Raw genomic sequence first — 25,421 nt, 5'->3', positions numbered from 1 at the left:
CATATGATAGCAGAGGGAAAGCGTAATTGCTTTCCCTCTGCCAGAAACTTAGCGCTATTTGTGAAATCCTACTGCACAAAGTGGGTTAAACTTTCAAACCCTCCAAAACCTTACTAAGTTGCTTCTTATATTCCTCATCCCCAATCTTCCCAATCACCTTCTCCAAAGCAGTAATATGAGCAGTTTTCAATGCAGCATCATCACTCGTAACAATATCCGGTATCACTCCGCTTTTTTCCCAGTTCTTTTTAGATATCGGATTATATGAGCAACCTATCGGAACCTGTGTCAAAATATCACCTTTAACTATCAGTACATCAATGGGATGTGCTCCACCTTTTGTGGTTTCACCCACCACAACTGCCCGTTTTAATTGCTGAAGGTCATAAGTAAATCCTTCCGCAGCGGAAAATGTCCGTGAACTTGTCAGAATATAAAGATCGATCTCTGGCAGACGCTTTCCGGGGACATAAGGCAATGTCCAGCTTTCTGTGTTTAGAGCAGGATCACGATATTTTGCCGATCCCAGCAGAACCTTTTCCGCAGTAAAAAAATAACTCGAAAGTAGCCCATCAAATCCTTCTCCACCACCATTATCACGCAGATCAATAATTATCGCATTTGTATTTTCCAGAAAACCCATTGCACTTATACAGGTATCAGCACCCCTAATTCCCGGGAAAGTATCGAGCTTAAGATAACCTATATTACCCTTCAAAATCTCAACTTTCTGGAATCCGTAATTCTGCCTTTCATACCAGACCTTGTACATAGCTTTCACTTTGGCAGTTTCTGCTTCTGAAAGCAGGTTTTTAGCTGCCCGTACTTCAACAGCTTCTTCCGGATTGTAAAACACAAAGAGATGCTTGTCATGACAAATTGATCGCAGATCTTCTGTTAGTTTGGAGCAAAATGGCTTGATCTCACCAAACTCATCATATTCACCACCAGCAAGCTTCTTTGAAACAAAATCACTCATCTCCACACCACTTTCCGGAAATACAAATATATCCCGCATTATCTCCGCAACTTTATTTACAACCTCAGCCCTAGTATCAGCATCAATTGTCAAAACATCATTCAAAATCTTTGTCATTAATTTACCACCGTATTATTTTTCTCTACGTAATCTACTTAGAATTAATCAAATTCATTGTCAACGATTACCTTACAAGACAATTAAAATATGATGCCAGGCAAAACGTAGATCAATCTTTCCAGATTGATCATTCACTATGTTCACGGCTCACTTCAGAGCGTAGCGAACAAATTAGGCTTAGAAGGCGTATTAGGCGTATATTGAGTTGTTAAAATTCAACTCTGCTTTCACAGTTAACAAACCTGACAATTGCTCACCGTATTGAGCAATTATCGTGACAAATTCTCATTACGGTGAGCAATTGTCAGGTAATATATGATGATTTTTACGGATAGACACCTAATAATTCAGTCAGTTATGGGGTTACAACTATCAGAAAACAATCCAACCAAAAACCTGCTCTACTTCAAGGAAAAATACAATATCCCGGCAACTCAAATAGTCTTCAAACTAAAAACAGAAATAATGAAACATGGTGTGGAAATAAGAGATGGGATCAAATTCCTGAAAGAGCTTAGTTATTGAACTGATATCGGTCAACATTGCCAAGGTACAAGACCATTCGTAAGGTCTTAGACAGGTCAATTTCAAACTGGCATCCCCCTGTTTTGTAAAATTCTATATAGGCTAAGTTATCTGTTGATAGAACGATACTTCACATTTTATTCTAATGTCCCGGGTAAGGGTTTAAGATGCATAGCCTCTGGTAGCAGTACTCTGCAACCAGAGGAATAAAGAAAAAACACGTCATCCCCTTCCTCATCCAGCGCGCAGCGCTGGATGAGGAAGGGGCGTCACAATAGACATTTATACCTCCGGTGGCACTTTGTTTCACCGGAGTCTATGCTTCTTTATCCCCTACCGGGGAATAATCAAAAATACAATTGAGATAAATATCGTTGAAATTTCGGAGATATGCATAGGCTGATATCTTCAAAATGGTTGGTCACGAATTATTTATACTGATTATGAAAGATAAACTCGTCCAGCTTCTTACGTTCCGGACGCTCCAACTCCCCTGCTTTCTGCTGCTCAGATAGATCCTCATCAATCCCTTCAGGTTCTCCACCCACTATCAAAAGCGCTATCACTTCCCTATCTTCCGGTATTTGCAATATTTCCCTGGTTTTTCTGGGACTATACCCCGCTATAGGATGGACCATTAAACCCATCTCAGTTGCCCGTAATATCATCTGAGCCGTCGCCATACCAATATCAAAATGGTAATATTCACGGTCATGGATCACGCAATCATCTTCCTTTTTGCCTAATACCGCAATTATCAATCCTGCTTTATTTGCCCAATCGTTACCCTTGCTCAAAGCTCCCTGCATCTCTTTCAATCTACCCGCTTCATACACAAACACATACTGCCACGGCTGATTATTATAACACGATGCCGCAAGCTGTGCACTTTCACCCAGTTCTCTGATCAGTTCATCGGTAACCTCTAATTTACCCATAGAACGCAATGACCTTCTTTTTTCGATCGCTTCTTTAACTGTCATCTATATCTCCAGATTATCCAATTTATTATTTTTATTACTTCAATTAATGATCAGATTGCCACCAGATCCTGAAACATCTTATGCGTTTCTATAAAGTGTTTCACAAAGGAACAGGCGGGAATTACTCTGATTCCGTTATTCCTGGCATATTCCAGGGCAGCATAGACCACTAACGAGGCTAAACCCTGTTTACGCAAAGCTCGCGGTACAAAAGTCCGGTGAAATTCCAGTAACTTATCATCGATCTCTTTGTAATCCAAAAATGCCCGTTTACCCTCAAATTCCAGATAAAATTGATTCCTCTCAATATCGTGTATCACTTCATTTCTCATCTACACTCCTTATAATTCAGCACTCCTGACATCTCACTTATGTCTTATCTATCATATTTATAACTATTTACATATAATATAACTAATTTAACACTTTCGCAAAACTAATTGTTACTTTGCTCTTGTATTATTAAGTCCTTAATGAACTCTTATCCATTCATTTTGCAACCTTAATACGTTGGGCAATTTATTAAATGTCTTCAATTTATTTAATGGAAAAATGCTATGATACCGTGATCACCCTGTCTCGTGAAGGCAGATAATCGCATTCACGGCAGCCGGTTTCATTGGGATCAAAGTCTTTGAAAATGCCCATAAACCTTTCAAATTGACTGGTCACCTGATGAATATGACCGCAGCGTGGACAAATATAATTAGTACGCTTATTACTAAGACAAAGAACAAAGGGAATAAAGAAAATCAAAAATGTAAGACTGGAATCTATAACTGTTCCGAAACTTGCCGGTTCAGGGTGAACCAGAAAACGAAAAACAAACGCAATAAAAAACATCGCTACAGGTGTAAGCATGGCAATAAAGCAGCCATTAGTTACCGGCATATAAACCTTGCTTACCTGAAATCCCGCTCCTACCTGACGCTTTTTGATCTCTTCCAATCGATTTTGGTCTTCATAAACACCCGTAAAACTTAGCAGATCAGCAGCATTGAGACTGTTGTCATACTTACCCACACGGTTAGTGACAAATGAATTAGAAAGTATGCCCGGCATGTAATAGACAATAACCACACCGACAGGTCCCAGCAAAGCTCCTGCTATAAAACCTAAACTGCTCTGCTCTTCCTGCCAGTACTTCCGTCCCGCAATAACTATACAAGCAAAGTAAAATATCGCATATAATAACATTGATCTCTCCTGTTAACAGTCTGATTATTGCCTGCCAATCAGTCAAATTAAATTAATATTTGCTCCCAACCAAAACCTTGCGAATGGTTGCTAAACCTCCGCAATGGTTGATCAGAGTGAGTTGTTTATAAATCACAACAAATAAACCAGTTAGCAATGCAAATATCCAGCTATCTCATTTATACATCATCACCCATCTTTCACATTTTCAACAATCACCATAATCAATACAACTGTTCCCACTCAAAAATTATTAAATATCTCCATTTATCACCATTTCTCAACCCAAACCCGTTTTTCACCTAAATTTCAGGTACTTTCTACCTATAATCATTTATTATAAAACTATTTAACAACTATTTCCCACCCCTAAACCAGAACAACTTAGCACAATCTAACATTAAAACGTCACTATGTGCTTTGTTGTTCCACCTTAAATCCTGTCAAAATCTCTTATGATAATAACGTATTGACTGATTAATTATGTTTTAGTTGATATCGAAATAATTATATTTCTTTTCCCTGAACCAGATATCGCTTTTATGCCTATATGCTCCTATTTAGCTCCTAAAATTTGTTTTTAGAGGTAATATTTAGGTTAAGTAACTTATATCTAAGTTTTAATTGACTAAAAATAGAGTAAGTTTAATTTTCTGAATGTAATTCATACTGCTGATTCTCAGTTAGTTTGTTCTGGAATAATAGAGAATTTAGAATTACCGGATCTGAGCAGATTGATTGCCTACGTCTGGTTAAAAAAAAAGGAGTACCCATGGATAATGTAAAAAGTGCATTTACGATGCTTTATCTTCTTTCATCTTGTGATGGAGAAGTAAGTTCCTCTGAGCTTGATCTGATCATAAAATATCTCGAAGAAAATGAGGATAAGATTGACTTTGATCATCATCAGTTAACCGGTTCATTGCTTTTTTTGAGTGAAGAAGAGATTAAATTGAAATTGGAAGAAACTGCTCTGGAATATAAAGGCAGCTCTTCTGAAGAAGAAAGAATCGAATTACTAAAATTTGCCTTTAAGATAGTGATATCTGACGGGAAAATTGCTACCGAAGAGATCAGGCTGTTCAATATCCTGGGCAGAGTCTGGAATGTCGATATTGACGAGTTCATTAAAGCCAATCATCTGTATTAGAAGAATTCTCAACTCACTTTGAAAATTCTTGACCAGATATGGATTGATAAATTTTATATTAAAAAAGGAGTTATTATGAAAAAGCTAATATTTTTCTGCGTTTTATTTTTATTCACAAGTCTTTTTGCTGAGGAAGTTTTCCAGGTGGGTGTGATCAATACCTTGCAGCTTCATCCTGCAAGCACTCCCGTGGAAGGATTTAAATTGAATCTGGTAAATAGTTCAACCGATAATTTCACCGGCCTGGACATCGGGTTTTTCAGCCAGGTGAATAAAGACTTTACTGGTATCCAGTTCAATACGATCAATTTCAATGAGGGAAATTCTGTTGGAATCCAGTTTGGCGAAGTTTTATCAGCATCTGGCAGCATGACGGGAGCACAATTAAGTACTGTTAATTATGTTAGAGAGGATATGGTTGGTTTGCAGATAGGATTTTTGAATATTATCACTGGAGGTGGTCAGAATTTGCAGTTAGGGATGATCAATTACAATGAAAATGGCTTCCTGAAGATCTTTCCATTCTTTAATTTTAGTCTATAGACCTGTATAAATAGCAAAGGAAAGAAAATTATTAAGAAATTTACTGTAGCAATATTGCTGGTATGTGTGATTTTGATCTGCTCATGCCAGCAAGATATGCTCCACAACGGGGATATCATCTTTCAGGTCTCAAAATCCAGTCAGAGCCTGGCTATCCAAAAGGCAACTCATTCACAATACAGTCACATGGGGATTATCTATATACTGGAAGGTAAGATATATGTTTATGAAGCTGTCGGTCCAGTAAAAACAACCCCATTTAAAGAGTGGATTGCCAGAGGAGAAGATCATCATTACGTTGTGAAGCGACTTAAAAACTGGAAAAATGTGCTGACCGAAGATAATTTACTGAAAATGAAAGAATCCGGAGACCAGTTTCTGAATAAACCTTATGACATTTACTTCGACTGGTCAGATGAAAGTATTTACTGCTCCGAACTGGTCTGGAAAATTTATCATCGAGCTTTAGGTATTGATATTGGGGAACTTAAAACCATGGCAGATTTCGATCTGTCATCTCCTGAAGTACAGAAGCTCATGAAAAAACGCTACCCACAGGGAGTACCCTTGGATATGTCTGTAATTTCCCCGGCTGATATGTATAATTCAGAATTGCTTTATACCGTAATCCATAACTAACCTGAGCGATTCGACAAGACTCCTGGCGACAGGTCAATTGACAAATTTACTACCCGATTTAGTTAAATCAGACCAGGGATGGTCTGGATACGCAAAAAAACTGTATCTTCCTTGGTTAATAATTCTTTCATTATTTGCTTTAGTAAGATTGTTTTGTTCGTCTTGTTCGTTGCCTAAAAAAGTCTTCACATTACATTTCTCAGTGTCCTCTGTGTTTGAAAAATCTTTATTTTTGTTTTCGGTTTAGCCGAGTTAGGTTACAATTAAATCAAATTGAGGAAGTATCTTCAGAGGTTGACTTCTTTTTTTTGATTTTATTAAAAATATAGATAATAATTATAATAATAAATAGAGCAAGGATAATTAAAGCCTCACCGTATGCTGGGTTGTAATCATCATCATTTTTATCAGTGTTAAAATCATCAACTATCACAGCACCTTTGCCCTGAATCCAGGAATCAAGCATTTCTTTGTTAATTTCTAAATCAAATCCGCTTTCTATGTATCTATAACCTGATAATTTATACATGTCTTGCTGCTGCTCAGATCCTTCGCTTGCCAGCTTGTTTTCCAGCTTAACTTGCTCCTGAGTGTCAGAATAAATATGAGCCACGATTGCTTTACCCAGTTTTATAAGATATTCATCACTTACCGTATCCGGAATTATAGCTGCATTTGTGTCAACCTGCTGGATATTGCGAATTTCCTTTAAAATTTCTTCCATGCTTGCACTTTGCTCAATAACTGCTGTATCGGCATATATTGCTAAACTGATAAATATAGCTAAAAAGCAGAAAATCACTATTCTACAGAAGCGTTTATCCATGATAATCTCCTTAACATTTTTCCAACCTTTAATTTCTTGTAAATAAATGACTTCATTATTGATCTTGTCAAGGAATTTATGATTATTTGCCTAACTGATAATAATACCTGAATCTTTGCTAATAATCAATTCACTGAAATACATATATTCAATCCTATGTTCAATACAGATTATTATATTTGGTTAGTTAATAAAATCTATTTCTACTTGACAAAGTATTGAATTAAATAGCAATTGGGGTGAGATGAAAGTTAAGTATTCATTGTTTATATAATGATTAGTGATAGATGTGTTACTGTTAAATTTGCATAAGCTATGGTCTTTTTATAATATCATGTAATGTAAATTTCATATATTCAGAGAAAAAGGGATTAATTATGAAAAAAAATAAATTGTCTAAATTACAAGAATTCGAAAGAAATCATCTAGAAAAAAGATTGACAAATTTACCTATAGGTAAATTTATTGACATATAGAGTGAATATGCTGATTGAAGAAGTTAATTATCAGGAAATTAGTCCAAAATTCAACGCTAGTGAAGTAATTAAAGCTAAGTTTCTTCTTTATTGGGATAGCAGAAGAAAGAAAGAAATTCTTTCAGCAATCAGGAAAAATGATCAAAGAGTGGTTCATTTTATCAAGATATTGCTATTTCTTTATGAAAGGAAGGAAAACCAGTACAAAAAAGAAATGTATAGGGAAGAGAATGATGGAGCTCCAAATCAGGTTGTAGCAATGAAGTTTCTAGGAAATGCTGCAATATTCGGGAATTTGCGGATTTATTGCCAGGAGCATAAAATTAATGGTAAATATCACATCGTGATGAGTCGCGTACATGTAAAACAAGGGGAAAAAAACCAGGCTCAAGAACGAAAAATTATTGGTAACATTGCCAAAGAAAAATATATCCAGGACATTTTAGAAATAGAATTGAAAAAACGTCCCAGGAGGAAAATATGAAGCAGGAATTTAGAGAATTTATCAGCGGGTTTAACGATGAAATAGTAGATGAAGTCAGTGCTTTTGGTATTCAATTACAATTTCTTGAAGACGTAAAAGATAGAATGAGAATTATCGGTATTAATCAAAAAGAATTATCAGAGAAAATGGCTGTTCATCCTTCTTTTTTAAGTAACGTCTTCAATGGTAATAAACTTCTTAATTTGAAGCACATTGCCAAAATTGAAAGAATATTAAATATTGATATTTCGCTTGCATTAATTTCGGAAAGTAATATAATTATGCTGTCTTCAAGTGAAGTTGAATATAATCCATGTGCTTTGGAAGCAGGAGAAACATTGAAGAAGCAACTTAAGGATGAAATCACAAAGTTAACAGAGTCAATTGCTGATATAAAAAAGGATAGTCCTGACTCAAAGCCCAAAGCGGCATAGGAGTTATGATGATAAAAGTGACTGAGTCCCCGTTAAAATTAATTGAAATTAAATCACTGGAGCATTCTGTTAAGACAATTGCCAACAGTGATGATGATCGAGTAATCCTGGAAGATAGTATTATTAAAGTTGACTTTGATAAACAATACAATAATAAGAATGATGATTTTTTCAGATTATGCCTGAAACTTAGTATTTCACCACCCAGAAAACGAAAAGGATATAAAATCTCTTGTCTAATTCATGGGTATTTTTATATTCAAGATAGGAAGTCTGCCCCCTCTTCCAATGGTTTAGAGAATTCAGCACTTGCTATGGTAATCTCGTATTCCAGATCATATCTTAAAACATTAACTTATAATTGTCCCTATGGCACATATATATTACCCTCCTTTGATATGCAGGAATTGGTATCAAAAAAATTGGAATTGCTTAAGAAAGAACTTGATAAAGAGATTGCCAAAAACAAAACAAAAACAGTTGAATATTAATTTAATTTGCAGATTTTCAATTTGATACATTTTCAAAAAGTATTAAAAAACGCTACCCCGAGGGATTACCCATGGATATGGCAGTTATCTCCCCGGCTGATATGTTTAATTCTGAATTACTTTATACAGTAAAGTGAAAGAGGTGTTAAGATAATATGATTACTAAAAAGATAAATATAATAGTCTTATTTGTCATTTTTGCTTTTTCAAGCTTTCTATTTTCTGATACTGGGACCATACAAATAATTTCCAGTATCAATAACAGCGCTTATACTATTGACTCTAAAATCGCATCCATCGATGATGATATCAAATTGAGCATTGTTTTCAATCAAAAACTACAAAATAATATTATCAATTACTCTCCTGTTGACAATATATCGATTGTAGATTCTGGAATATCTGGCAACGAAACTGTACATTGGGATGAAGCTGGTGAATCATCAATAAAATGGTATAAAATTGAGGAAGCAAACGGTGATTACTATAGTAATACTACGCCATCCTGGCATTGGGAGAATATCCCCTACAAAGAAACAGAAATTGTTGAATGGCGAAATCAGTTTATCGTTACAGCCGATGTGACTCCCACTGTTTTCAAACCGGTATTTTGTAATGGCAAAGTGACGGGGACAATGCGTTATAAAGCTGTACTCAATATTGATGGTGATACTTTTTCGACACCAGGGAAAGACTCTAAATATAAGGGCTCAATTAGCAACAAAGTGCATCGCATCAGCTTGAAAGGTAATACTGACTGCGAAGTTATCAATTGTGCCCTTGCTATGTGTAATCTGCCATATATTTGGGGCAGCGCAAGCTTTACTGGAAATGATTTGGATAATCATCAAACTGAGTTATTTATAGGTGCTGACTGCGCTGATTTTGCTGTTGCTGCTTATCAGATGTCAGGATATCAACTTGCTTATGACAGTATAAAAAACCTTACTAAAACAAAAATTATTGCCAGACAGGCAACAGAGCAAAACGGTAATTATTTGGATGCACAAAATGACGTAATTATAGTTGGTGAAAATGGAATCCACCCAGGTGATTTTGTATATTGGGACACTGTTCATGTTGGATTGTATTACGAAGACAAAAGTGATCCAGGAAGCTCTTATTGTGGGAAAGGGGATGGTCTTTTTAATCAATATGATCTGGTTATCCACACGCTTTATGCCGAACCCAAAATTGAAAGCATTAGTGAAATTCCTGATTTTGGTGATTTGATAATTTATCGGCATATTGAAAATTAATTACAGGCAAATATGTGCATATAAACTATATTAAATGAAATTAAGAGGAGGAGATATGAACAGTTTTATTAAATTATTTATCTTGGTCAGTGTAATATTTTTTGCTTCCTGCGCCACTAACGAGGTAATAAAAGATCCTGATAAATCGGATAATGAAAAAGCACCTGAAACCCCAAAACAATTTACCAGAATTTTCTTTGACTATGAGGAAATGGAACAAATGCCTGTGATGGAATTGGATCCAGAAATCGTGCAAATTATAGATTCTGCCTATGATGAAATAACTATGAATAATAGTACCAGAGCCTTAGCAACTGTGGAAGATTTGTATAGAAATCAGGAAGCCCATCCAGAAATCACAGACATTTATGCTTATTGTTTATTTAGAAATGGACATAGATTTAAGGCTCTTGAAATTATCGACGATGCCATCAAGCAATTTGGTCCTTACGGTAACCTGATTTATTCAAGAATTATTATGAGTAGGGAATTAGCTGAAACAGGATTAAATATGATGCAGGTAGATGGTAATGGGATTTATAATTCGTCTGATTTACCATATGACGAAGCTGACTTTATAAAAACTAATTATCAATCAGCCTTGCATGATGCTTTATACCTTTTTAGTCAATTTGATACAGATGCTAATTTAGCATGCCATATTGGAATTTACATGAACTGAATCAAGTCTTTGTTTACTGACATCTATTTGTAAGGCTTCGACCATCACATCGGTTGCAAGAGCAAATATCTTATCAGCCAGATTTTCTTCTGATATATGGGTATGCATGCTAAAAAGTGTTCTCTCGCACATAACTTGATCTTCATCGTCAAAACAATCTAAAGCAACGTGCCATTGCTGATCGAAAGCTAACTTTTCTACTGTTTCTGCGTCTGATAAATCAAAAAACTGCTGAAGAATGGCTGCTCCAATCGTAGAATAAAGTTCTTTGGAATTTCTACCTGTCTTATAAAAGTAAAATTTCTTTATGAACTTCACGGGAAGGTAAGGTAGAATATATTCACGAAAGACTAAAGCCCATGATTTTTCCAATCGCGCTATCTTCTTTAGTGAGTAACCATTACGCCAATTTTCTACTCCAACGATTTCTAACTGATCTTTATTTTTTATCTTTACCATCATACCATCCTATATAGTATATATTTAAATTATACTAATATTGTGTTAAGAACATTCTATATTATATACTATACTATGCATTTTATGGACAATAGATTTTGCGATTTCATCAAAATTGGCTAACCTGGAATTCTTTTCACTTCCAGAATAGCTTAGAAAAGATAGATTAGCGGATTTTCAATCGTATAATTCTCAGTTTACATTTCACTACAGATTATGTAATTCAAGAAATTCAGATATTGCCAAAGGTAGATCAGCTCTTACATAAAATTGCTTTAAAGGGAAAAATAAATTGACAGGAATTACAGAAAAGATTGGTTTTGGGATTGTATCTTGAATCGAGGGATTAAATTTAGAATTTCGAATACCAAGAGCCCAATAGATGATTTGGACTTGGATGATTGAGGACTGTACAATAACTACTCGATTTGGAGTTATTGCACAGTAATTTACCATAACTTTAGTAGGTTATATACAGTAAATAAGCTGGCGTGGCATATACACATTAGTGGCAAAAATAATAATCAAGAAATGGATAAAAAGGAGGATTTTATATATCCAAAAGAAGTGTATATCGATAAAATTGAGAAGAAACTGAAAATTTCATTTTCAACAGAGCAAATGGTAAAAACTAAAATGATGATTATTGAGGCTTATCATAGGGGAATAATTCCAGATGATGAATACAAAAAAATTAAAATCAAATGTGATGATTTCTATAAAAGAGAAGGAACTGTAGGATTTGGCAGCATCAACCTGTTATCTTGGACAGAGAGTCGTGAAACTTCCCCACAAGAATTTATGCATAAATTAATTGGTCATTTACAACCCCAAGAACGAGAAGAAGATATCAAACAAGAAGATAAGATTGGTAGTATTGCTACTCCCACTTATGGTAGTTACAATCATTCCTCAGTTGTCGAATATAGAGAATTCAGAGATAAAGTTCTTTATAGTAACTATCTCGAAAAATTATTTGTTAAATTATATTATAAGATAAGCCCTAGTATTGTAGATTTCATAAAAAGCATAAACAAGCTAAGAGATTTTCTTACAAATTTCTTGAATATCTATTGTAAAAAATAAATAATGTTGCTATCTGGAGGTTAAATGTTCTTTTTTAATAATCCTATTGGTATCAGATTTGATATTGATAAATTAAATAAACATAATGAAAATCATTGTTATGGTTATACTGCATGGGAAATATTTTGGAAATCTGTTCATATAGGTCTTTTTTGTAATTTGGAAAAATTCTATCATGGCGATTCTCAGGCTACATTAAGTGGAAGTGAAAATGTATTTATTATTGCTTTTGAAACAGGAAATAATAAATTAATAAAAACAATTAGAGCGTCATTAACATCAAATAAAGATTTTAATATGGTGTGTTCCGCTCTTCAATATATTGAAGGAAATGATTTGATGCTGGAACCTCTTTCAAAAGTTGGTAAATTTGATTTACTAGGTAATTTTATTGAAGAAAAGGCAAGCGGATATGATGCTCTTGAAGTTTTAAAAAATGTCTATAATTATGAGATTCAATATGATAAAACTAGTTATCTCCATACTGCTATCAAACCTCAAGCTAAATATGAAATTTCTGGAGAAGATAGTCAACTGTCTGAAATAAAACCATCTGCTGGCGATGGCTGTTTCATTGCAACTGCGACCTATGGTGATTACAATCACCCCAAAGTAATTGAATTTAGAAAATTCAGAGACGATTTTCTTTCAAAAAAAATATTTGGTAGATTTTTTATTAAAGTTTACTATTTGATAAGTCCTCACCTTTCAGGTATTGTTAGACATAATACTACTCTAAAACAAATATCACAATCAGTTTTAGATAAGATTTATGTGAAAATAAAAAATAGACATCAATAGCGAAGCCACTAACAAACAGCTTCACGCCCCCAAAAAGAAATCGGTAATGACGACAAATCTGGGTGGTATAATAAACAAGGTAATGATAAAGCTGAACTAAAAAAAATGAAAGACCTGGAAATTTCAAAAGAGATTGCCAGATATCTGGAAAACTTGATCAAGGATCATTTCTTAAGTTCTTGAACTATAATATAAATTCGCTGTTAACTTATTTTTCGATCCTTAATTATCTTCAGGGGGAACCACGATAATATGAACATCATAATCTTTGAATTCAATAAATTTTGTGGTTTCGAATAAATCTGAAAATCTGTTGTTTAAATTGTATTTAGCTGCTGGCACTCCATCCCAGTGACATTCCAATAAATCAGTATAATGCGTTATCCAAGTGTGAATACCGTCTTGACTGAAACCCCAACTGAAATTATATTTTTTCAGCAGATTTTCAATTTTATCATTGTCCCTACCTAAAACATAATATTCTTCAATTCTGATGTTCGGCTGTTTGAATACCGGATACTCATTACTATTCTTGAAGTAACTGATATAGTGAGAGTGGAGATTTGCATTCGGTTCTATAAAGGCATACCCTTTCCAGCCGAAACGATCCACCAGAAGATAACCCACACTCCAACCTGCCAAACCTTTACTATTCCAGATTCCTTTATGATACTGTATCAGCTTTGAATATTCTGCTGCACCCATACCTGCTTTCAGCACTCGAGCACAATATATTGTGCAATCCATGCGAATGTTCTCTATATTATTTTTTTTCAGCCCCTGCAGATAATCATCGTGAAATGAAGTATTCCCGATATATTGATGTTTAGCATAATTATCTAACCAGTACCTACCGTAATATCTACTGACGCTATCCTGGTATGATTGCCAATGCTCATTTACAATATCATTGGATTTTTTAATTGCTGTCTCGGAATTGAATGTTGCCTGACAATATGCAACCACAAAGAAAAACTGGAATATTAAGTATGCAATAGCATATTTCTTCTTCATTTTTCCTCCTCTTCGAGTCTCTTCAATAATTGATTATATTATAAAATTTGTCAAGTCTCCGGCATTTGCGATGAGTGATGCTCAATGATCATCCAGCGGTCATTAGTCTTGGTGTAAGCGTAAGTGAACCTTGCTTTTACAGCCGATCCATCCCGGAAAGTAAATTGATAAATACCAGAGTTGATCACAAGTTGACCATAATCCCTGATGTTTGATTCCAATATCTCACCCACTGGTTTATTAACTACAAAATGGACAAAATAGTCCTTGATCTCATCATGATTATGCCTTACCTTGTTTGACATGGTTGGCAGCAATATTGCACCTGGTGCATAGAGATTTGCCACATTTTCCGGATCTCCGGTCTTCAAAGCATTATTCCACTCTTCAAATAATGATAAAACTTCATTCTTATTCATATTACATTCCTTAATATTTTTTGTAAAACAATTTATCACACAATTCTATGTCAAATACTTTTGCCCTATTCACGCATCCCCCCGAAAATTAATTGCAATTGTGTCATCATTGAATCAGTGAGTGGTGTATAGATTTATATTAAATGTAATCCTTTTGTTTTAAGCCATTCCAGAATTCGAGAGATACAGTGTCCTTGTGTTTGTTATTATTTCTGTTGTCTTCACTTTTATCATAAATAAAGGTTATAGTCATTCTTTTTGCGATTCCATAACCATTTAATCTTGCTTTCTGAATAAGCGGAAGATAGGCCCCGGTATTGATATATCTTTTTGCTGGTTGATCTTTTTCAGCTGTGATAACTGCTTCTTTGGAATAGTGAGTGTGTCCGTAGACTACAAATTGAATATCAGGATTTTCTTTAAAATCTTCTATTGCCCCTTCCAGAAAACTTTCATCTTTGAATTCCGGGAGTTTATCAATAAATCTGATCAGTCCAAGAGCTTTGATTATTGAATCAAAGCTATCCTTCTTAAGGAAATTTTTTAATAATTGAAGCTTGTCAACAATGTCACCACTGATAATTAGATCAGGGCTTTGTCTATCCCATAATTTAGCTAGTGACGTATTTAGAAATGCTTCCAGCGAATCATAAATAGCATTTGATATATCATCTTTTAGTTTCTGGCTGAATTTATCGGATAATGACCAAATCAGCCAGTCGAGAGCAAAAGGTGCTGGTCGAACATTATTGATTTCCTTGATGCTATCAATAAGGTCATCATGAACGCCTTTCCAGTGATGTTTATAATTTAGTCTGTAAATAATTCCACCCATTAATTCTGCTGTAACAATTTCACCAATACTCTGGACTTTGTAATATTCTGAATGAAATCTGCTTTCATAGGTCTTATGAAGCACTTTTTTGGCAAACTCATAACCGAAACATATTTTATCCCATTCATTACCGTGCCGGCAGATAGTTGAATATTTCTCTGAACACAGATTATTAGCAAAATCAAGGTGAATTCCCGGAAATAGCTTTCTGACTATTTGCCTTAGTTCTGCATAAAAGTTTATAGTGCGATCATGATTTCCAGCGATATAGGTTATCTTGAAAGGTATTTTATGAATGTTATTGAGTTTAAGAAATTCTTCTATAAAAGCTTTGCAGCCGGGTTTTGCAATAATGTCTTCTAATACTTTTACATATTCATTTACTACATCATGATCAGGATTCACAGCGTAATCGGGATCCAGATTGCCATTCCAGGGTCGTTTTGAATAAGGGATCATTAGAAATTTATCTGTACTGACCATATCAAAAGTATCTCCTGCCAAAACAAGGTGGATCTCGTTGATGTCTTTGTTTGCATCTGCTGAAAGCTTGGAATTGATCTGTGGGAAAAGGATCTTAGTAAACACTTCCGGTACTACATTTATTGAAGTAGTGCCATCACTGAAGTGCAAATCACTGAGTATTATCAACATGCTTATATTCCTGGGTCAATTTCTGCAGCCCTTTATAATTAACCTATCTTGTTAATTGAGCTTCTGGGGATTATATCCCTTTCCCTATTTCCTTAGCTTGCTGCAAAACAGGATTATCAGGTTTTAATGAATTGCTATCAACCATGCCTCCAACATGGAGTGCTGCGATTTTTCCCATTTTGAAAAAATCACTTAGCCAGCCAGCCAAATAGTCTGAGACATACTTAAAAACATCTTCCGGGGCTCCAGATGCTGTTACTGCGATATATTTCTTATCCGGCAGGATCCTGATGGAATATTCTGGTGTGATATATGTATGCCAGCGATCAAACATTGTCTTCAGTTTCCCGGTTATCTGTCCCATATAAACTGGAGAACTAATGATCAGAATATCTGCAGCATTGATACTTGGTATAATATCTTCCCGAAACCAGTCATCAAATACACAGAATTTTTCCCGGTGAATAGTTTCAGCATCACTGCAGGCAATACAGTCATGAAATTCTCTATCATAAAGATAAATTCTTTCGATCTCGTGCTTATCATCCACTGTAGATAGTATTGTATCCACAATTGTTGCTGTACTACCTTGCTTATTAGGGCTTCCATAAATTGCCAGTATTTTCATAAAACAACTCCTGATATAAACCTTAAAAATATTTAAAATATAAAAAAGTGGTGGAGCATAGCGGGCTCGAACCGCTGACCTCTACACTGCCAGTGTAGCGCTCTCCCAGCTGAGCTAATGCCCCACATATTTGAAATTCACTTTGGGGAGAGTTCTTTTTCGGTCAAGAATTTTCTTAATATCCCATATTCCGCTATTATCAGCACCTTATACTGATACTTATTGGAGTTTTTCAGCAAAAAAACCTTTACTCAATTGCAGTGGTTCAGGAAAGTGTATTATCTAAAGGAATAAGCTTCGGAGGTTAGATGAGTAAATTACACCGTATGATCCTCATTTTAGGGATCATTATGCTGCCCCTGCTGATGTTAGCAGAAACTGATTATGGACAAATCCTCGAAATCAATATCGAAGGTAATAATCGTATCGAAAAAGAACTGATCAAATCGCTTCTGGCATTTGATATCGGAGATTATCTCTCACAAGATAATACTTCTAAATCAATCCACAACCTCTATCAACTTGAAGTGTTTGATGATGTCAGCATTTCCAGCACCATCATGAAGCAGGGAATAGTAGTAACTGTGCATCTTAAGGAATTTCCGGTGATCAGAAGACTTAAATTCAAGGGAAATAAAAAGATCAAGGATAGTAAACTTGAAGAATTGGTTATTGTGGAAACCGGAAATTATTATGCTCCTTATATCGTACCAGAAATCAAAAACAGAATAATGGCAGAATATCAGACAAAAGGTTATCACTACGCTCAAATAAACTTTGAAGAGAATTTTACTGATGATTATGTGGATTTGATCATTGATATTGATGAAGGTGAAAAAATCGTGATCCGTAAGATCACTATACATGGAAATCATGATATTTCCAACAAGAAGCTGCGTTCCAAAATGAGCACCAAAAAAGCGGGTTTCTTCCACTCAGGTAAGCTGGAAGAAGATAAGTATCAGGAAGACCTGGATAAGATCATAAAATTTTATAATAAGAAGGGATACATCGATGCTCATATAATTTCCCAGAAAAAGGAAATCAGCGGAGATGGGTTCTATATTAATATCTACCTTTACGAAGGGGACTCCTTTACCTTTGGTAAGGTGAGTTTTAATGGAAATACTGTCTTTACGGATGAACAGCTGGTAGCAAATTTCAAATTCAAGGATAATGAGGTCTTTAATAAAGAAAAATTTGAAGAGCAGATGTCTGCTGTAAACAGTATGTATTATGAAGAAGGCTACATCTATTCAAGCATTACTCCTCAGCAAATTAAGGACGGGAAAGAAGTTAATTTCAAGGTTGCTATTATTGAGAATACCCGTGCAAAAATCCATAAAATTCATATCAGAGGAAACCGCAGTACTAAGGAAAAAGTAATCCGTCGTCAGCTCGTTCTTGCCCCGGGTGATTACTTTCAGCAGTCACGCGTAAGAAGATCTCTTTCTAATATATATAATACCGGATTCTTTGAACCTGAACTCTATCCTGATTATAAGGTCATAAATCGAAATGGTGATATTGATCTGGTGATCAATGTTAATGATAAGATTTCAGGAACCGCGAACGGCGGAGTAGCCTTAAATAGTGAAGATGGCATTGTTGGTCAATTGGGACTCAGTCATAATAATCTACTGGGAAATTCCTGGGAAGTATCTCTTGCCTGGGAATTTGGTGGTTCTACTCAAAACCTTGATCTCAGCTTCACAAATCCTTATTTCCTTGATAGTAATTTCCTTACCGGATTTAATGCCTATTTCGCTACTAAGGAATATGATACCTATGAACTTAGAAAGCACGGTGGATCTCTCAAAGTGGGATTCCCTATCAACCTGGTCAATCGCGCTAAATTAACCTTTGGTTATTCATATTACCGAAAAAAATATACTATCCTGGATGATACTGATGATGATGAAGTTTCTGATGAATTGCAGGATCTGGTTGATGACGGTTGGAAAGATAATTCCGGTATCTCAATAACCTTGAGCCGTGATAATCGTAATAATATCTACTTCCCCACTTCTGGCTCCCAGCTTGTACTATTCACTGAAGTCGCAGGAGGACCACTACAGGGAGATAATAGCTATATCAAGCAGATTTTTCAGGCAAACTGGTATGTTCGCACCTTCTTTAATTTTGGCTTGCGTACTAAGTGGAGGTTCGGTTACGTGACTGGTTACGATGGTCATACTGTACCACCGGATGAACGGTTTTATCTTGGTGGAACCGGTTCTGATGGAATAAGAGGATATACTGACAGGTCTGTGGGACCGACTGATGAATTTGGTAATAATGATGGCGGTGAAAGAGAAATGTTGTTTTCCACTGAATATGTTATTCCTATAGTCACTGATCAGGTTGCTTTTCTTACATTCTTAGATGCCGGAGATTGTTTTAACAGCTTTGATAAGTTTAATCTTTGGGATTTAAAAAAAGGTGCGGGAATTGGCATTAGAATATTCAGTCCCTTTGGCTTGATCGGCTTTGATTATGCCAAAAACCTTGCTGATGGTACCTGGGAACCACACTTCCAGTTCGGTACCACATTCTAATTGTATTGAATAAAATAAATAAATAGCCCGGAATTCCGGGCTATTTTTTTTGCTGATTATTATTATAAGCACACACTAATATTATTGTTTCCATATACCGATTATACCTTATTGTTGTATTTTTACAACATTATGCTTGACATAATATATAGGGTGGCATTGCTTTGTCACAGAGTAAAAAACGAGGTGTTTATGAAATCAAGAAAAATCTTTAACCGAATCGCTGTTCTCAGAAGCGAGAGAAATGTCTCTCGTAAAGAACTCGCAGACAGTATTGGTGTTAATTTTCAAACCATCGGCTATCTGGAAAGAGAAGAATACAACCCAAGTCTTGACCTGGCTTTTAAACTAAGTGAATACTTCAATCTTCCGGTTGAAATGATTTTTTCCACTCAGCCGATGAAACCATTAAGCGTAGAATTAAAGAATTTAAAAGGAGGCAATGATGAAAGAATTGCAGAGTGAACGCCGTAAGGCACTGGTGATAAACTACCTGAGTTTTATCCTGTTTTTGAGCATATTTTACCTGGTCAAAGCCGGAGTATTTCCCCTGATCTATCTTTCCACTAACCTATTACCTTTATCAGGAATAGTTTTCAGTTTCCATATAGCCTTTGGCAAATCGCATTTATGGAAGCTGACCCATTCAGCTTATAAGGATTTAGATGAGCGAGAAACAGAATTAGTTTTCAAGGCAACCACGATTTCATATTCCATATTTACTATCATATGTCTGGTGATGATCTATGTTTTCAATTTTATTGGATTTGGTCCAATTGACGTTGTGCTGGCTGCATTTCTGCTTTACCTGGCACACAGTTTACCAGCGGCAATAATCGCCTGGAACCAGAAAGTAATCATCGAAACAGAATAATTTTTCAAGCAGGTCTTATCAGATGAGCATTTCCTCCGAGTTCTGGATTATTTGTATAAGACCTGCTCCATCTTTTTTAACATTTTAATATTAAATTTAGGAGTTACAATGAAACTATGTATTTGTGCACTTTTTTTTGTCCTTTTTTTGTCATGTTTGCCAAATTCACTTTATGCAAACTCAGAAATTGATACTGATTTATCAGGTATCTGGTCAGGAGCTGTTGAATTCCCGGCTTTTAAATTCAGGATCATCATCATTATCAGCAGCAATGAAGATAATATTGCTCACATCGTCTTCCCTGACCAATCTGAATCGCAACAGGAAGTAAAGATTGAAATTAATTTTCCTAATATTGAACTTTCATCCTCAGAAATGCAGCTTAATTTCAGCGCAGTATATAGCGAAAATAAAATCACAGGTAATTGGGAACAAATGAAAAGAAAAATGCCTCTTGCATTGCAATTGGTTGATGAAATTGCCCTGCCCCACAGACCCCAAACACCAAAACCTCCGTTCCCATATAGTTCTCAAGAAGTTGTCTTCGAGCATGATGGATTGAGTTTTTCCGGCACTCTCACTATTCCGGACAGTATAAAAAGCTGTTCTGCAGTCATCCTAATTCCAGGAGTAGGAACCCATGATCGGGATAATACATTTTTTGGGCATAAACCCTTTTTTGTTATTGCCGATTATTTGACCCGCCAGGGAATTGCAGTATTGCGCTACGATGAGATTCAGGGTAGAGAAACCGCTACAACTGCTGATTTTGCTATTGATGTAAAATCGGCTGTAAAGTTTTTGCAGAGTAAGGAATACATTAGTAATATTGGACTCCTGGGACATAGTGAAGGTGGATTGATTGCTTCTTTAGTGGCTGCCGATGACCCTGAAATTGCCTTCATTATTCTAATGGCAAGCCCTGGTCTTAAAGGAGATGAATATAACTATCAATTTGAGGCTTCAATGAGTAGAGCCATGGGAGCTTCTGAACTGGAAATTGAACGAAAATTGAAATTACAGCGTGCCGTCATTTCTGTAATATCACAAAGCATCTCTGATGAAAAAGCTGAAAAGGAAATCAAAGCGCTATACCAGAATTTTGACAGTCGAATTTCATCAAGCCAGATTGATGCTGCAATTCAAAGATTTCTTTCTCCCTGGTTTAAATACAGCATTAGATCTGATCCGGGAGTTGTTTTGCAAAAAGTAAAATGCCCTGTATTGGCTCTATTTGGAGAAAAAGACTGGCAAGTACCCCCTGAAGGAAACTTGCAAGCTGTTATTGATGCACTTGAAAGCGGAAGTAAGTGGGGTTATAAAGTCATTGAAATGCCTGGACTTAACCATTATATGCAAAATGCTGTAACTGGAAAACCGGAGGAATATGGCAAAATAGAAGAAAGTATTTCAGTAGAACTCCTCAAGTTTATCACATCCTGGATTAGCGAGAGGAAGTTATGAACCGGTTTCTGATTATCTTCATATTGCTAAATATCTGTTCTCTATCCGCTCTAAGTTTTAATGCAACAGGTTTAAAAATTGGCTACAATTCATCTCGTTTCACTGGTAATGATATCTACGGTAAGGGTGTCAGCAATATACCCGGTTTTATAATCGGTGGCTTCATCACCTATGATATTAACCAGCATTTTGCTTTTGATTCCGAACTATTATTGACAACCAAAGGTAGCTATGTAAACACTATCGGTGATATTGATCAACATAATGTCATTGTTTATCTTGAATTACCTTTTGCCTGCAAATACAAATTCTTCAATTCAACTGCCATAACGCCCACTATTTCCTGCGGTTCTTCATTTGCAATTAATACTCTTGCCTTAAATGATACCGGAATTTTGGATAATATTGGCTTTTACGATATTTGCCTTCTTGCTGCAACTGGTTTTGAATTCCGATATCTTTCTATGGAATTGAGATTTCAACAAGGGATAATATGCATTGATGGCAATAGTATAAATAACCAGACTCTTTCTCTGCAGATAGGTATTAAACTTTTGAAGGAGAATCTATGACTACCTGTAAGTTTGGATTAATTGGATTCTTTCTTTGCTTGATATCATTCGCTTACGCATGCACAGTAATCAGTGTAGCAAATGATTCCATTGTTCTCGCTGGTGGAAACAAAGACTGGAATAACATTGCCACACGAATTAAAGTAATCCCTTCAAAAGAATCAAAATACGGCACTATTTATTTTGGTTATCAAGTTAGCCAGGGATTCCAGAACGCTTGTGGGATCAATGAGAAAGGGCTGTGGTATGAAGGTGCATCTCTGCCTGAACGCTTTGATATTTACAATGTGTACAACAAGCCTGAGATAAAAGGTGAATTATGCGAAAAAGCACTTGCCGAATGTACTAATGTCAATGAAGTGATTGATTTGTATTCCACATATTTCACAAGACACTGGAACGGGCATTCAATGTGGGCGGATACAAATGGCAATTCGGTTATTATTGAATATGGCGAAAATGATGTTGTTTTTCTGGAAAAAGAAGAAGAATTCCAGGTAATGACAAATTTTTATCTTTGTAATAGTAATTCTCAATGGGATAATTGCTATCGTTATCAAATAGCACAATATCTTTTTACAAACACAAAAAATCCATCAATTGAGCTGATGAAGGAAATACTTGAAGCCACACATCAAACGGGATGTACTCCAACTTTGTTTTCTACTGTTTGTGATTTGATCAATCTTAAGGTGTATGTTTTCAACTTTCACAATTATGAAGAAACCGTCATCATCGATGTAGCAGAAAAGTTGAATAAAGGAGAAAATTATTATGAATTACCTTCTTTATTTTGTCAGCTGCAATTAACTTCGCCAGAGAAGAACTCTGTTATATCAAGTCAGGAAGTTACTTTCTCTTGGAAAGGAAATAGTGATTACTACATTTTACAATATTCACTTGATGAATTCTTTGCAGATTACCAATCAATTGTTGTTAATGATACAGAAAATGTATTTCCAATTAAAAAGAAGCTTCCATTTCTATCTGGTATGATTCTTTTAGCTGGTTTTACATCAAAAAGGAAACCTATATTTTTCTTACTGTTGCTGATCATTATTGCTGGAATGCTATTTAACTGTAGTTATGATATTATCAATTCTCCATATCCTGAATCAGATCGAGAATTCAATACTTCTGTAAATAATTTGCATAATAATTCAATGTATTTCTGGAAAATTGTTGCAGTTGGTGAAAATGGTATGATCAGTGAAAGTGAAGTCAGAAACTTTTATCACTGGTAATTAGAAATCAAGGCAGAAAGATTCAAGAAAGCTTTGACCTGCTCTCACATTCCATCACCAAATCATCCCCTTTGGCTTGATCGGTTTTGATTATGCCTATAATCTTGCTGATGGTACCTGGGAACCACACTTCCAGTTCGGCACCACATTCTAAATCTTAGAAATTGGATAAAAAAATAACCGGGACTCGTTCCCGGTTATTTTTTTATCCCAAATTGCTGACGGTATACTTCGAAGCTTAACCACCAGATAACTTCATTCTCTCCTGATCCTTCCTGATAATATCTTCTGATCAAATTATTTACCTTCTCTGGTTCATAAATATCACTTAGCTTCTGACATTCACTTGCCATATCATTTATTCTATCTTTATATTTTACTAAAAATCTTCTATTGGTATCATTCGAATAACTTATCTCCTTCTGCAGTACTGCTCGTAATTTCCCTTCAATCCTACCTATTCCATACCTCATTCTTAAACCATTTCTTATGGTAGGCAATTTCCTTAATTCTGCTGCATATTTTATCAATATCTCTTCGAGTATTTTATTCTTTGCCCGGATATTGGCAGGGATTTTCATTGCAGCCTCAATTATTTGGGGCTGTATATAGGGCATATAATTTTTGATAATATCATCAAGTACCTGTTGTGATCTGCTGCTGATATTACTCACCCTTTGACGTACATCCCAGGTCTCTATCCAGTTCCCTATTCCAACCTTACTCGCATCAGGCATTTCACTAACTGCTTTTTCTGCTCGTGAAAGTAAACCCTCTCGCATAGACTGCAGCTGTTCTTCTCCAAAAATATCTACCCGTACTCGGGGCATGTATCTCAATATTTGCGCAGCATTTTTATCAATAATTGCCTGTCTGCCTCGATACTCAAGATTTGCATTTAAACATCTTCTGATATATTCACCACTCCCGCCATCCAATAGTACCCTTGCTTTATCAATCTCATGATAATGGTATAACTCAAATACTGCTGTGCCCATCACAACTAACTGTGTGCGTCCACAATAATCATAAAACCTTTGCCAGGAATTATCATCTTCCACAATATCATTGAAAATACACTTATGGCAAATCCCTGTTATCTTTGCTAATTCCTTTGCTAATATAACATCTGGGTGATCAGCACGTCCCCAGGTGATCGCTTCAAAATCTATCCCTGTATGCTTCATAATTGCTAATAGACTTCTGGAGTCATAACCACCTGAAAGTGCTAATTCTGTCTGATATCCACTATTGTCAGGTGCTTTAAGCAATTCTACAAGATTATCAATTATTATATTTAAGTTTTCATTACTATACTTCTCTTCAGGCTCAGCTGTCCATTTACCATTAGTTTTGTGTATTTGATTATTTGATATTCGTATTCTCCCAGCCTGATTTAATCTCTTGATACCTTTGATAAAATAACCTTTCCCAAGCGGATCTCTATTCAGCCAGTAACTGCCAAACTCTTCCCAATCGATTACATTATCATCTCGCCAATTCAATAGAATATCCATACGAGTAGAAAAATAAATAGTGCCAGTTTCATCATCCTGAAAATAATATAGCTCTCTTAAGCCAAATTTATCATTATAAATTGTGATTCCCTTCGGTGTGTATTCTAATCCAATATAATGTCCGCAGCAAGAAGAACATTCATATTCAGACAACCAGGCAGTCTCAATCATTTTCCAATTATCACTTGTATTTTGTAAGACAATCCCGCATAATATTTTTAACCGGTCACTGTTTTGAGATATATTTGTATTATTTTTGTCACTCCATAAGAGTAAATTATTAGTCCTGAATTCAAATTCATAGTCACAGAAACATTTAATCTGATAATCTATTACTGACAATTGATTTGAATTAAATACCCCGGCAAACCAACTCATTTATCCTCGTTCTTAAATTTAAAAAATAGAGAGCTTCAAGAAGGCGGCGACCTACTCTCCCAATCCGTCGCCAGACCAGTACCATCGGCGCAGGTGAACTTAACTACTGTGTTCGGGATGGGAACAGGTG

28 protein-coding genes, 1 tRNA gene and 1 rRNA gene are annotated in these 25,421 nt (G+C 35.5%); 17 read left to right on the top strand and 13 right to left on the bottom strand.

Translation table 11 applies throughout. The features are described from left to right. Positions 1-85: 85 nt before the first annotated feature. Positions 86-1,096 carry a S41 family peptidase gene (locus RAO94_06715; protein ID MDP8322023.1) on the bottom strand — a complete coding sequence of 337 codons (1,011 nt, stop codon included), beginning with the start codon at positions 1,094-1,096 and terminating at the stop codon, positions 86-88. 360 nt (positions 1,097-1,456) lie between these two features. Here RAO94_06715 and RAO94_06710 point away from each other — a divergent pair, with 360 nt between their 5' ends. After that, positions 1,457-1,624: a hypothetical protein gene (locus tag RAO94_06710; GenBank protein MDP8322022.1), complete on the top strand. Its 168-nt coding sequence runs from the start codon at positions 1,457-1,459 to the stop codon at positions 1,622-1,624. A gap of 428 nt (positions 1,625-2,052) precedes the next feature. On the opposite strand, the gene RAO94_06705 is transcribed toward RAO94_06710, so the two are convergent. The 3 genes from RAO94_06705 to RAO94_06695 all read right to left on the bottom strand — a co-directional run bounded on the left by RAO94_06705 (position 2,053) and on the right by RAO94_06695 (position 3,804). Next, positions 2,053-2,607, bottom strand: coding sequence for a nitroreductase family protein (locus RAO94_06705; protein MDP8322021.1), 555 nt, complete (start codon positions 2,605-2,607; stop codon positions 2,053-2,055). Positions 2,608-2,657: 50 nt separating this feature from the next. Next, complete coding sequence (locus tag RAO94_06700; GenBank protein MDP8322020.1) at positions 2,658-2,939, bottom strand: GNAT family N-acetyltransferase; 282 nt, start codon at positions 2,937-2,939, stop codon at positions 2,658-2,660. Positions 2,940-3,162: 223 nt separating this feature from the next. Beyond that, positions 3,163-3,804, bottom strand: a complete 642-nt coding sequence (locus tag RAO94_06695; protein MDP8322019.1) for a hypothetical protein — start codon at positions 3,802-3,804, stop codon at positions 3,163-3,165. Between the two features lie 772 nt (positions 3,805-4,576). On the opposite strand from RAO94_06695, the gene RAO94_06690 reads away from it, so the two are divergent. The 3 genes from RAO94_06690 (at position 4,577) to RAO94_06680 (ending at position 6,136) form a co-directional block, all read left to right on the top strand. Then, the gene (locus RAO94_06690) at positions 4,577-4,954 is read left to right on the top strand and encodes a TerB family tellurite resistance protein (GenBank protein ID MDP8322018.1); all 378 of its coding nucleotides are present in this window, start codon (positions 4,577-4,579) and stop codon (positions 4,952-4,954) included. A 75-nt stretch (positions 4,955-5,029) separates the two neighbouring features. After that, positions 5,030-5,497: a hypothetical protein gene (locus RAO94_06685; protein MDP8322017.1), complete on the top strand. Its 468-nt coding sequence runs from the start codon at positions 5,030-5,032 to the stop codon at positions 5,495-5,497. A 30-nt stretch (positions 5,498-5,527) separates the two neighbouring features. Beyond that, the gene (locus RAO94_06680; GenBank protein ID MDP8322016.1) at positions 5,528-6,136 is read left to right on the top strand and encodes a YiiX family permuted papain-like enzyme; all 609 of its coding nucleotides are present in this window, start codon (positions 5,528-5,530) and stop codon (positions 6,134-6,136) included. 268 nt (positions 6,137-6,404) lie between these two features. Here RAO94_06680 and RAO94_06675 read toward each other — a convergent pair whose 3' ends face one another. Then, positions 6,405-6,962 carry a hypothetical protein gene (locus tag RAO94_06675; protein ID MDP8322015.1) on the bottom strand — a complete coding sequence of 186 codons (558 nt, stop codon included), beginning with the start codon at positions 6,960-6,962 and terminating at the stop codon, positions 6,405-6,407. A gap of 483 nt (positions 6,963-7,445) precedes the next feature. Between RAO94_06675 and RAO94_06670 the strand changes: the two genes are divergently transcribed. The 5 genes from RAO94_06670 (at position 7,446) to RAO94_06650 (ending at position 10,788) form a co-directional block, all read left to right on the top strand. Next, positions 7,446-7,922 (top strand): hypothetical protein, encoded by a 477-nt coding sequence (locus RAO94_06670; protein MDP8322014.1) that lies wholly within the window; start codon positions 7,446-7,448, stop codon positions 7,920-7,922. Then, positions 7,919-8,356 (top strand): helix-turn-helix transcriptional regulator, encoded by a 438-nt coding sequence (locus RAO94_06665; GenBank protein ID MDP8322013.1) that lies wholly within the window; start codon positions 7,919-7,921, stop codon positions 8,354-8,356. Before RAO94_06670 ends, RAO94_06665 begins: the two co-directional genes overlap by 4 nt. Before the next feature lie 5 nt (positions 8,357-8,361). After that, entirely contained in the window at positions 8,362-8,847 is a 486-nt protein-coding gene (locus RAO94_06660) for a hypothetical protein (protein MDP8322012.1), read from the top strand. Between the two features lie 155 nt (positions 8,848-9,002). After that, positions 9,003-10,106 (top strand): NlpC/P60 family protein, encoded by a 1,104-nt coding sequence (locus RAO94_06655; protein ID MDP8322011.1) that lies wholly within the window; start codon positions 9,003-9,005, stop codon positions 10,104-10,106. A 55-nt stretch (positions 10,107-10,161) separates the two neighbouring features. Beyond that, entirely contained in the window at positions 10,162-10,788 is a 627-nt protein-coding gene (locus tag RAO94_06650; GenBank protein MDP8322010.1) for a hypothetical protein, read from the top strand. On the opposite strand, the gene RAO94_06645 is transcribed toward RAO94_06650, so the two are convergent. Then, positions 10,756-11,250 carry a transposase gene (locus RAO94_06645; GenBank protein ID MDP8322009.1) on the bottom strand — a complete coding sequence of 165 codons (495 nt, stop codon included), beginning with the start codon at positions 11,248-11,250 and terminating at the stop codon, positions 10,756-10,758. The two genes, RAO94_06650 and RAO94_06645, sit on opposite strands and share 33 nt — an antisense overlap. A 528-nt stretch (positions 11,251-11,778) precedes the next feature. Here RAO94_06645 and RAO94_06640 point away from each other — a divergent pair. Then, positions 11,779-12,333, top strand: a complete 555-nt coding sequence (locus tag RAO94_06640) for a CFI-box-CTERM domain-containing protein (protein ID MDP8322008.1) — start codon at positions 11,779-11,781, stop codon at positions 12,331-12,333. A 24-nt stretch (positions 12,334-12,357) separates the two neighbouring features. Then, on the top strand, positions 12,358-13,134 hold the full coding sequence (locus tag RAO94_06635) for a CFI-box-CTERM domain-containing protein (GenBank protein MDP8322007.1): 777 nt from the start codon (positions 12,358-12,360) through the stop codon (positions 13,132-13,134). Positions 13,135-13,356: 222 nt separating this feature from the next. Here RAO94_06635 and RAO94_06630 read toward each other — a convergent pair whose 3' ends face one another. The 5 genes from RAO94_06630 to RAO94_06610 form a co-directional block, all read right to left on the bottom strand. Next, positions 13,357-14,148 carry a hypothetical protein gene (locus tag RAO94_06630; GenBank protein MDP8322006.1) on the bottom strand — a complete coding sequence of 264 codons (792 nt, stop codon included), beginning with the start codon at positions 14,146-14,148 and terminating at the stop codon, positions 13,357-13,359. Positions 14,149-14,198: 50 nt separating this feature from the next. Then, on the bottom strand, positions 14,199-14,567 hold the full coding sequence (locus RAO94_06625; GenBank protein MDP8322005.1) for an SgcJ/EcaC family oxidoreductase: 369 nt from the start codon (positions 14,565-14,567) through the stop codon (positions 14,199-14,201). 139 nt (positions 14,568-14,706) lie between these two features. After that, positions 14,707-16,056: a metallophosphoesterase gene (locus RAO94_06620; protein ID MDP8322004.1), complete on the bottom strand. Its 1,350-nt coding sequence runs from the start codon at positions 16,054-16,056 to the stop codon at positions 14,707-14,709. A gap of 70 nt (positions 16,057-16,126) precedes the next feature. Further along, positions 16,127-16,684, bottom strand: a complete 558-nt coding sequence (locus RAO94_06615) for a flavodoxin family protein (GenBank protein ID MDP8322003.1) — start codon at positions 16,682-16,684, stop codon at positions 16,127-16,129. Between the two features lie 48 nt (positions 16,685-16,732). Then, a tRNA-Ala gene (locus tag RAO94_06610) sits at positions 16,733-16,808 on the bottom strand. A gap of 184 nt (positions 16,809-16,992) precedes the next feature. Here RAO94_06610 and bamA point away from each other — a divergent pair. The 6 genes from bamA to RAO94_06580 all read left to right on the top strand — a co-directional run bounded on the left by bamA (position 16,993) and on the right by RAO94_06580 (position 23,396). Continuing rightward, positions 16,993-19,242: an outer membrane protein assembly factor BamA gene (bamA, locus tag RAO94_06605; GenBank protein MDP8322002.1), complete on the top strand. Its 2,250-nt coding sequence runs from the start codon at positions 16,993-16,995 to the stop codon at positions 19,240-19,242. 192 nt (positions 19,243-19,434) lie between these two features. Further along, a complete protein-coding gene (locus tag RAO94_06600) occupies positions 19,435-19,707 on the top strand; it encodes a helix-turn-helix transcriptional regulator (protein ID MDP8322001.1) in 273 nt (90 codons plus the stop codon). Further along, entirely contained in the window at positions 19,685-20,116 is a 432-nt protein-coding gene (locus RAO94_06595) for a hypothetical protein (protein ID MDP8322000.1), read from the top strand. The genes RAO94_06600 and RAO94_06595 overlap by 23 nt, the downstream gene beginning before the upstream one ends. 108 nt (positions 20,117-20,224) lie before the next feature. Next, positions 20,225-21,580: an alpha/beta hydrolase gene (locus RAO94_06590; protein ID MDP8321999.1), complete on the top strand. Its 1,356-nt coding sequence runs from the start codon at positions 20,225-20,227 to the stop codon at positions 21,578-21,580. Beyond that, positions 21,577-22,152 (top strand): outer membrane beta-barrel protein, encoded by a 576-nt coding sequence (locus tag RAO94_06585; GenBank protein MDP8321998.1) that lies wholly within the window; start codon positions 21,577-21,579, stop codon positions 22,150-22,152. The genes RAO94_06590 and RAO94_06585 overlap by 4 nt, the downstream gene beginning before the upstream one ends. Continuing rightward, positions 22,149-23,396, top strand: coding sequence for a hypothetical protein (locus RAO94_06580; GenBank protein ID MDP8321997.1), 1,248 nt, complete (start codon positions 22,149-22,151; stop codon positions 23,394-23,396). Before RAO94_06585 ends, RAO94_06580 begins: the two co-directional genes overlap by 4 nt. A gap of 197 nt (positions 23,397-23,593) precedes the next feature. On the opposite strand, the gene RAO94_06575 is transcribed toward RAO94_06580, so the two are convergent. Beyond that, positions 23,594-25,291 carry a hypothetical protein gene (locus RAO94_06575; protein MDP8321996.1) on the bottom strand — a complete coding sequence of 566 codons (1,698 nt, stop codon included), beginning with the start codon at positions 25,289-25,291 and terminating at the stop codon, positions 23,594-23,596. A gap of 38 nt (positions 25,292-25,329) precedes the next feature. After that, positions 25,330-25,421, bottom strand: a 5S ribosomal RNA gene (gene rrf / locus RAO94_06570); the annotation flags it as partial.

This window comes from Candidatus Stygibacter australis, assembly GCA_030765845.1.
Classification (GTDB): Bacteria; Cloacimonadota; Cloacimonadia; order Cloacimonadales; family TCS61; genus Stygibacter; species Stygibacter australis.
The sequence above is the reverse complement of the archived record's forward strand: the minus strand, read 5'-3'. Positions and strand labels throughout refer to the sequence as shown.

What these genes read in the sequence shown, in the direction of transcription:
- RAO94_06715 (MDP8322023.1), bottom strand. Translation starts at nt 1,096, where the DNA reads ATGACAAAGATTTTGAATGATGTTTTGACAATTGATGCTGATACTAGG.
- RAO94_06710 (MDP8322022.1), top strand. Translation starts at nt 1,457, where the DNA reads ATGGGGTTACAACTATCAGAAAACAATCCAACCAAAAACCTGCTCTAC.
- RAO94_06705 (MDP8322021.1), bottom strand. Translation starts at nt 2,607, where the DNA reads ATGACAGTTAAAGAAGCGATCGAAAAAAGAAGGTCATTGCGTTCTATG.
- RAO94_06700 (MDP8322020.1), bottom strand. Translation starts at nt 2,939, where the DNA reads ATGAGAAATGAAGTGATACACGATATTGAGAGGAATCAATTTTATCTG.
- RAO94_06695 (MDP8322019.1), bottom strand. Translation starts at nt 3,804, where the DNA reads ATGTTATTATATGCGATATTTTACTTTGCTTGTATAGTTATTGCGGGA.
- RAO94_06690 (MDP8322018.1), top strand. Translation starts at nt 4,577, where the DNA reads ATGGATAATGTAAAAAGTGCATTTACGATGCTTTATCTTCTTTCATCT.
- RAO94_06685 (MDP8322017.1), top strand. Translation starts at nt 5,030, where the DNA reads ATGAAAAAGCTAATATTTTTCTGCGTTTTATTTTTATTCACAAGTCTT.
- RAO94_06675 (MDP8322015.1), bottom strand. Translation starts at nt 6,962, where the DNA reads ATGGATAAACGCTTCTGTAGAATAGTGATTTTCTGCTTTTTAGCTATA.
- RAO94_06670 (MDP8322014.1), top strand. Translation starts at nt 7,446, where the DNA reads ATGCTGATTGAAGAAGTTAATTATCAGGAAATTAGTCCAAAATTCAAC.
- RAO94_06665 (MDP8322013.1), top strand. Translation starts at nt 7,919, where the DNA reads ATGAAGCAGGAATTTAGAGAATTTATCAGCGGGTTTAACGATGAAATA.
- RAO94_06660 (MDP8322012.1), top strand. Translation starts at nt 8,362, where the DNA reads ATGATGATAAAAGTGACTGAGTCCCCGTTAAAATTAATTGAAATTAAA.
- RAO94_06655 (MDP8322011.1), top strand. Translation starts at nt 9,003, where the DNA reads ATGATTACTAAAAAGATAAATATAATAGTCTTATTTGTCATTTTTGCT.
- RAO94_06650 (MDP8322010.1), top strand. Translation starts at nt 10,162, where the DNA reads ATGAACAGTTTTATTAAATTATTTATCTTGGTCAGTGTAATATTTTTT.
- RAO94_06645 (MDP8322009.1), bottom strand. Translation starts at nt 11,250, where the DNA reads ATGATGGTAAAGATAAAAAATAAAGATCAGTTAGAAATCGTTGGAGTA.
- RAO94_06640 (MDP8322008.1), top strand. Translation starts at nt 11,779, where the DNA reads ATGGATAAAAAGGAGGATTTTATATATCCAAAAGAAGTGTATATCGAT.
- RAO94_06635 (MDP8322007.1), top strand. Translation starts at nt 12,358, where the DNA reads ATGTTCTTTTTTAATAATCCTATTGGTATCAGATTTGATATTGATAAA.
- RAO94_06630 (MDP8322006.1), bottom strand. Translation starts at nt 14,148, where the DNA reads ATGAAGAAGAAATATGCTATTGCATACTTAATATTCCAGTTTTTCTTT.
- RAO94_06625 (MDP8322005.1), bottom strand. Translation starts at nt 14,567, where the DNA reads ATGAATAAGAATGAAGTTTTATCATTATTTGAAGAGTGGAATAATGCT.
- RAO94_06620 (MDP8322004.1), bottom strand. Translation starts at nt 16,056, where the DNA reads ATGTTGATAATACTCAGTGATTTGCACTTCAGTGATGGCACTACTTCA.
- RAO94_06615 (MDP8322003.1), bottom strand. Translation starts at nt 16,684, where the DNA reads ATGAAAATACTGGCAATTTATGGAAGCCCTAATAAGCAAGGTAGTACA.
- bamA (MDP8322002.1), top strand. Translation starts at nt 16,993, where the DNA reads ATGAGTAAATTACACCGTATGATCCTCATTTTAGGGATCATTATGCTG.
- RAO94_06600 (MDP8322001.1), top strand. Translation starts at nt 19,435, where the DNA reads ATGAAATCAAGAAAAATCTTTAACCGAATCGCTGTTCTCAGAAGCGAG.
- RAO94_06595 (MDP8322000.1), top strand. Translation starts at nt 19,685, where the DNA reads ATGATGAAAGAATTGCAGAGTGAACGCCGTAAGGCACTGGTGATAAAC.
- RAO94_06590 (MDP8321999.1), top strand. Translation starts at nt 20,225, where the DNA reads ATGAAACTATGTATTTGTGCACTTTTTTTTGTCCTTTTTTTGTCATGT.
- RAO94_06585 (MDP8321998.1), top strand. Translation starts at nt 21,577, where the DNA reads ATGAACCGGTTTCTGATTATCTTCATATTGCTAAATATCTGTTCTCTA.
- RAO94_06580 (MDP8321997.1), top strand. Translation starts at nt 22,149, where the DNA reads ATGACTACCTGTAAGTTTGGATTAATTGGATTCTTTCTTTGCTTGATA.
- RAO94_06575 (MDP8321996.1), bottom strand. Translation starts at nt 25,291, where the DNA reads ATGAGTTGGTTTGCCGGGGTATTTAATTCAAATCAATTGTCAGTAATA.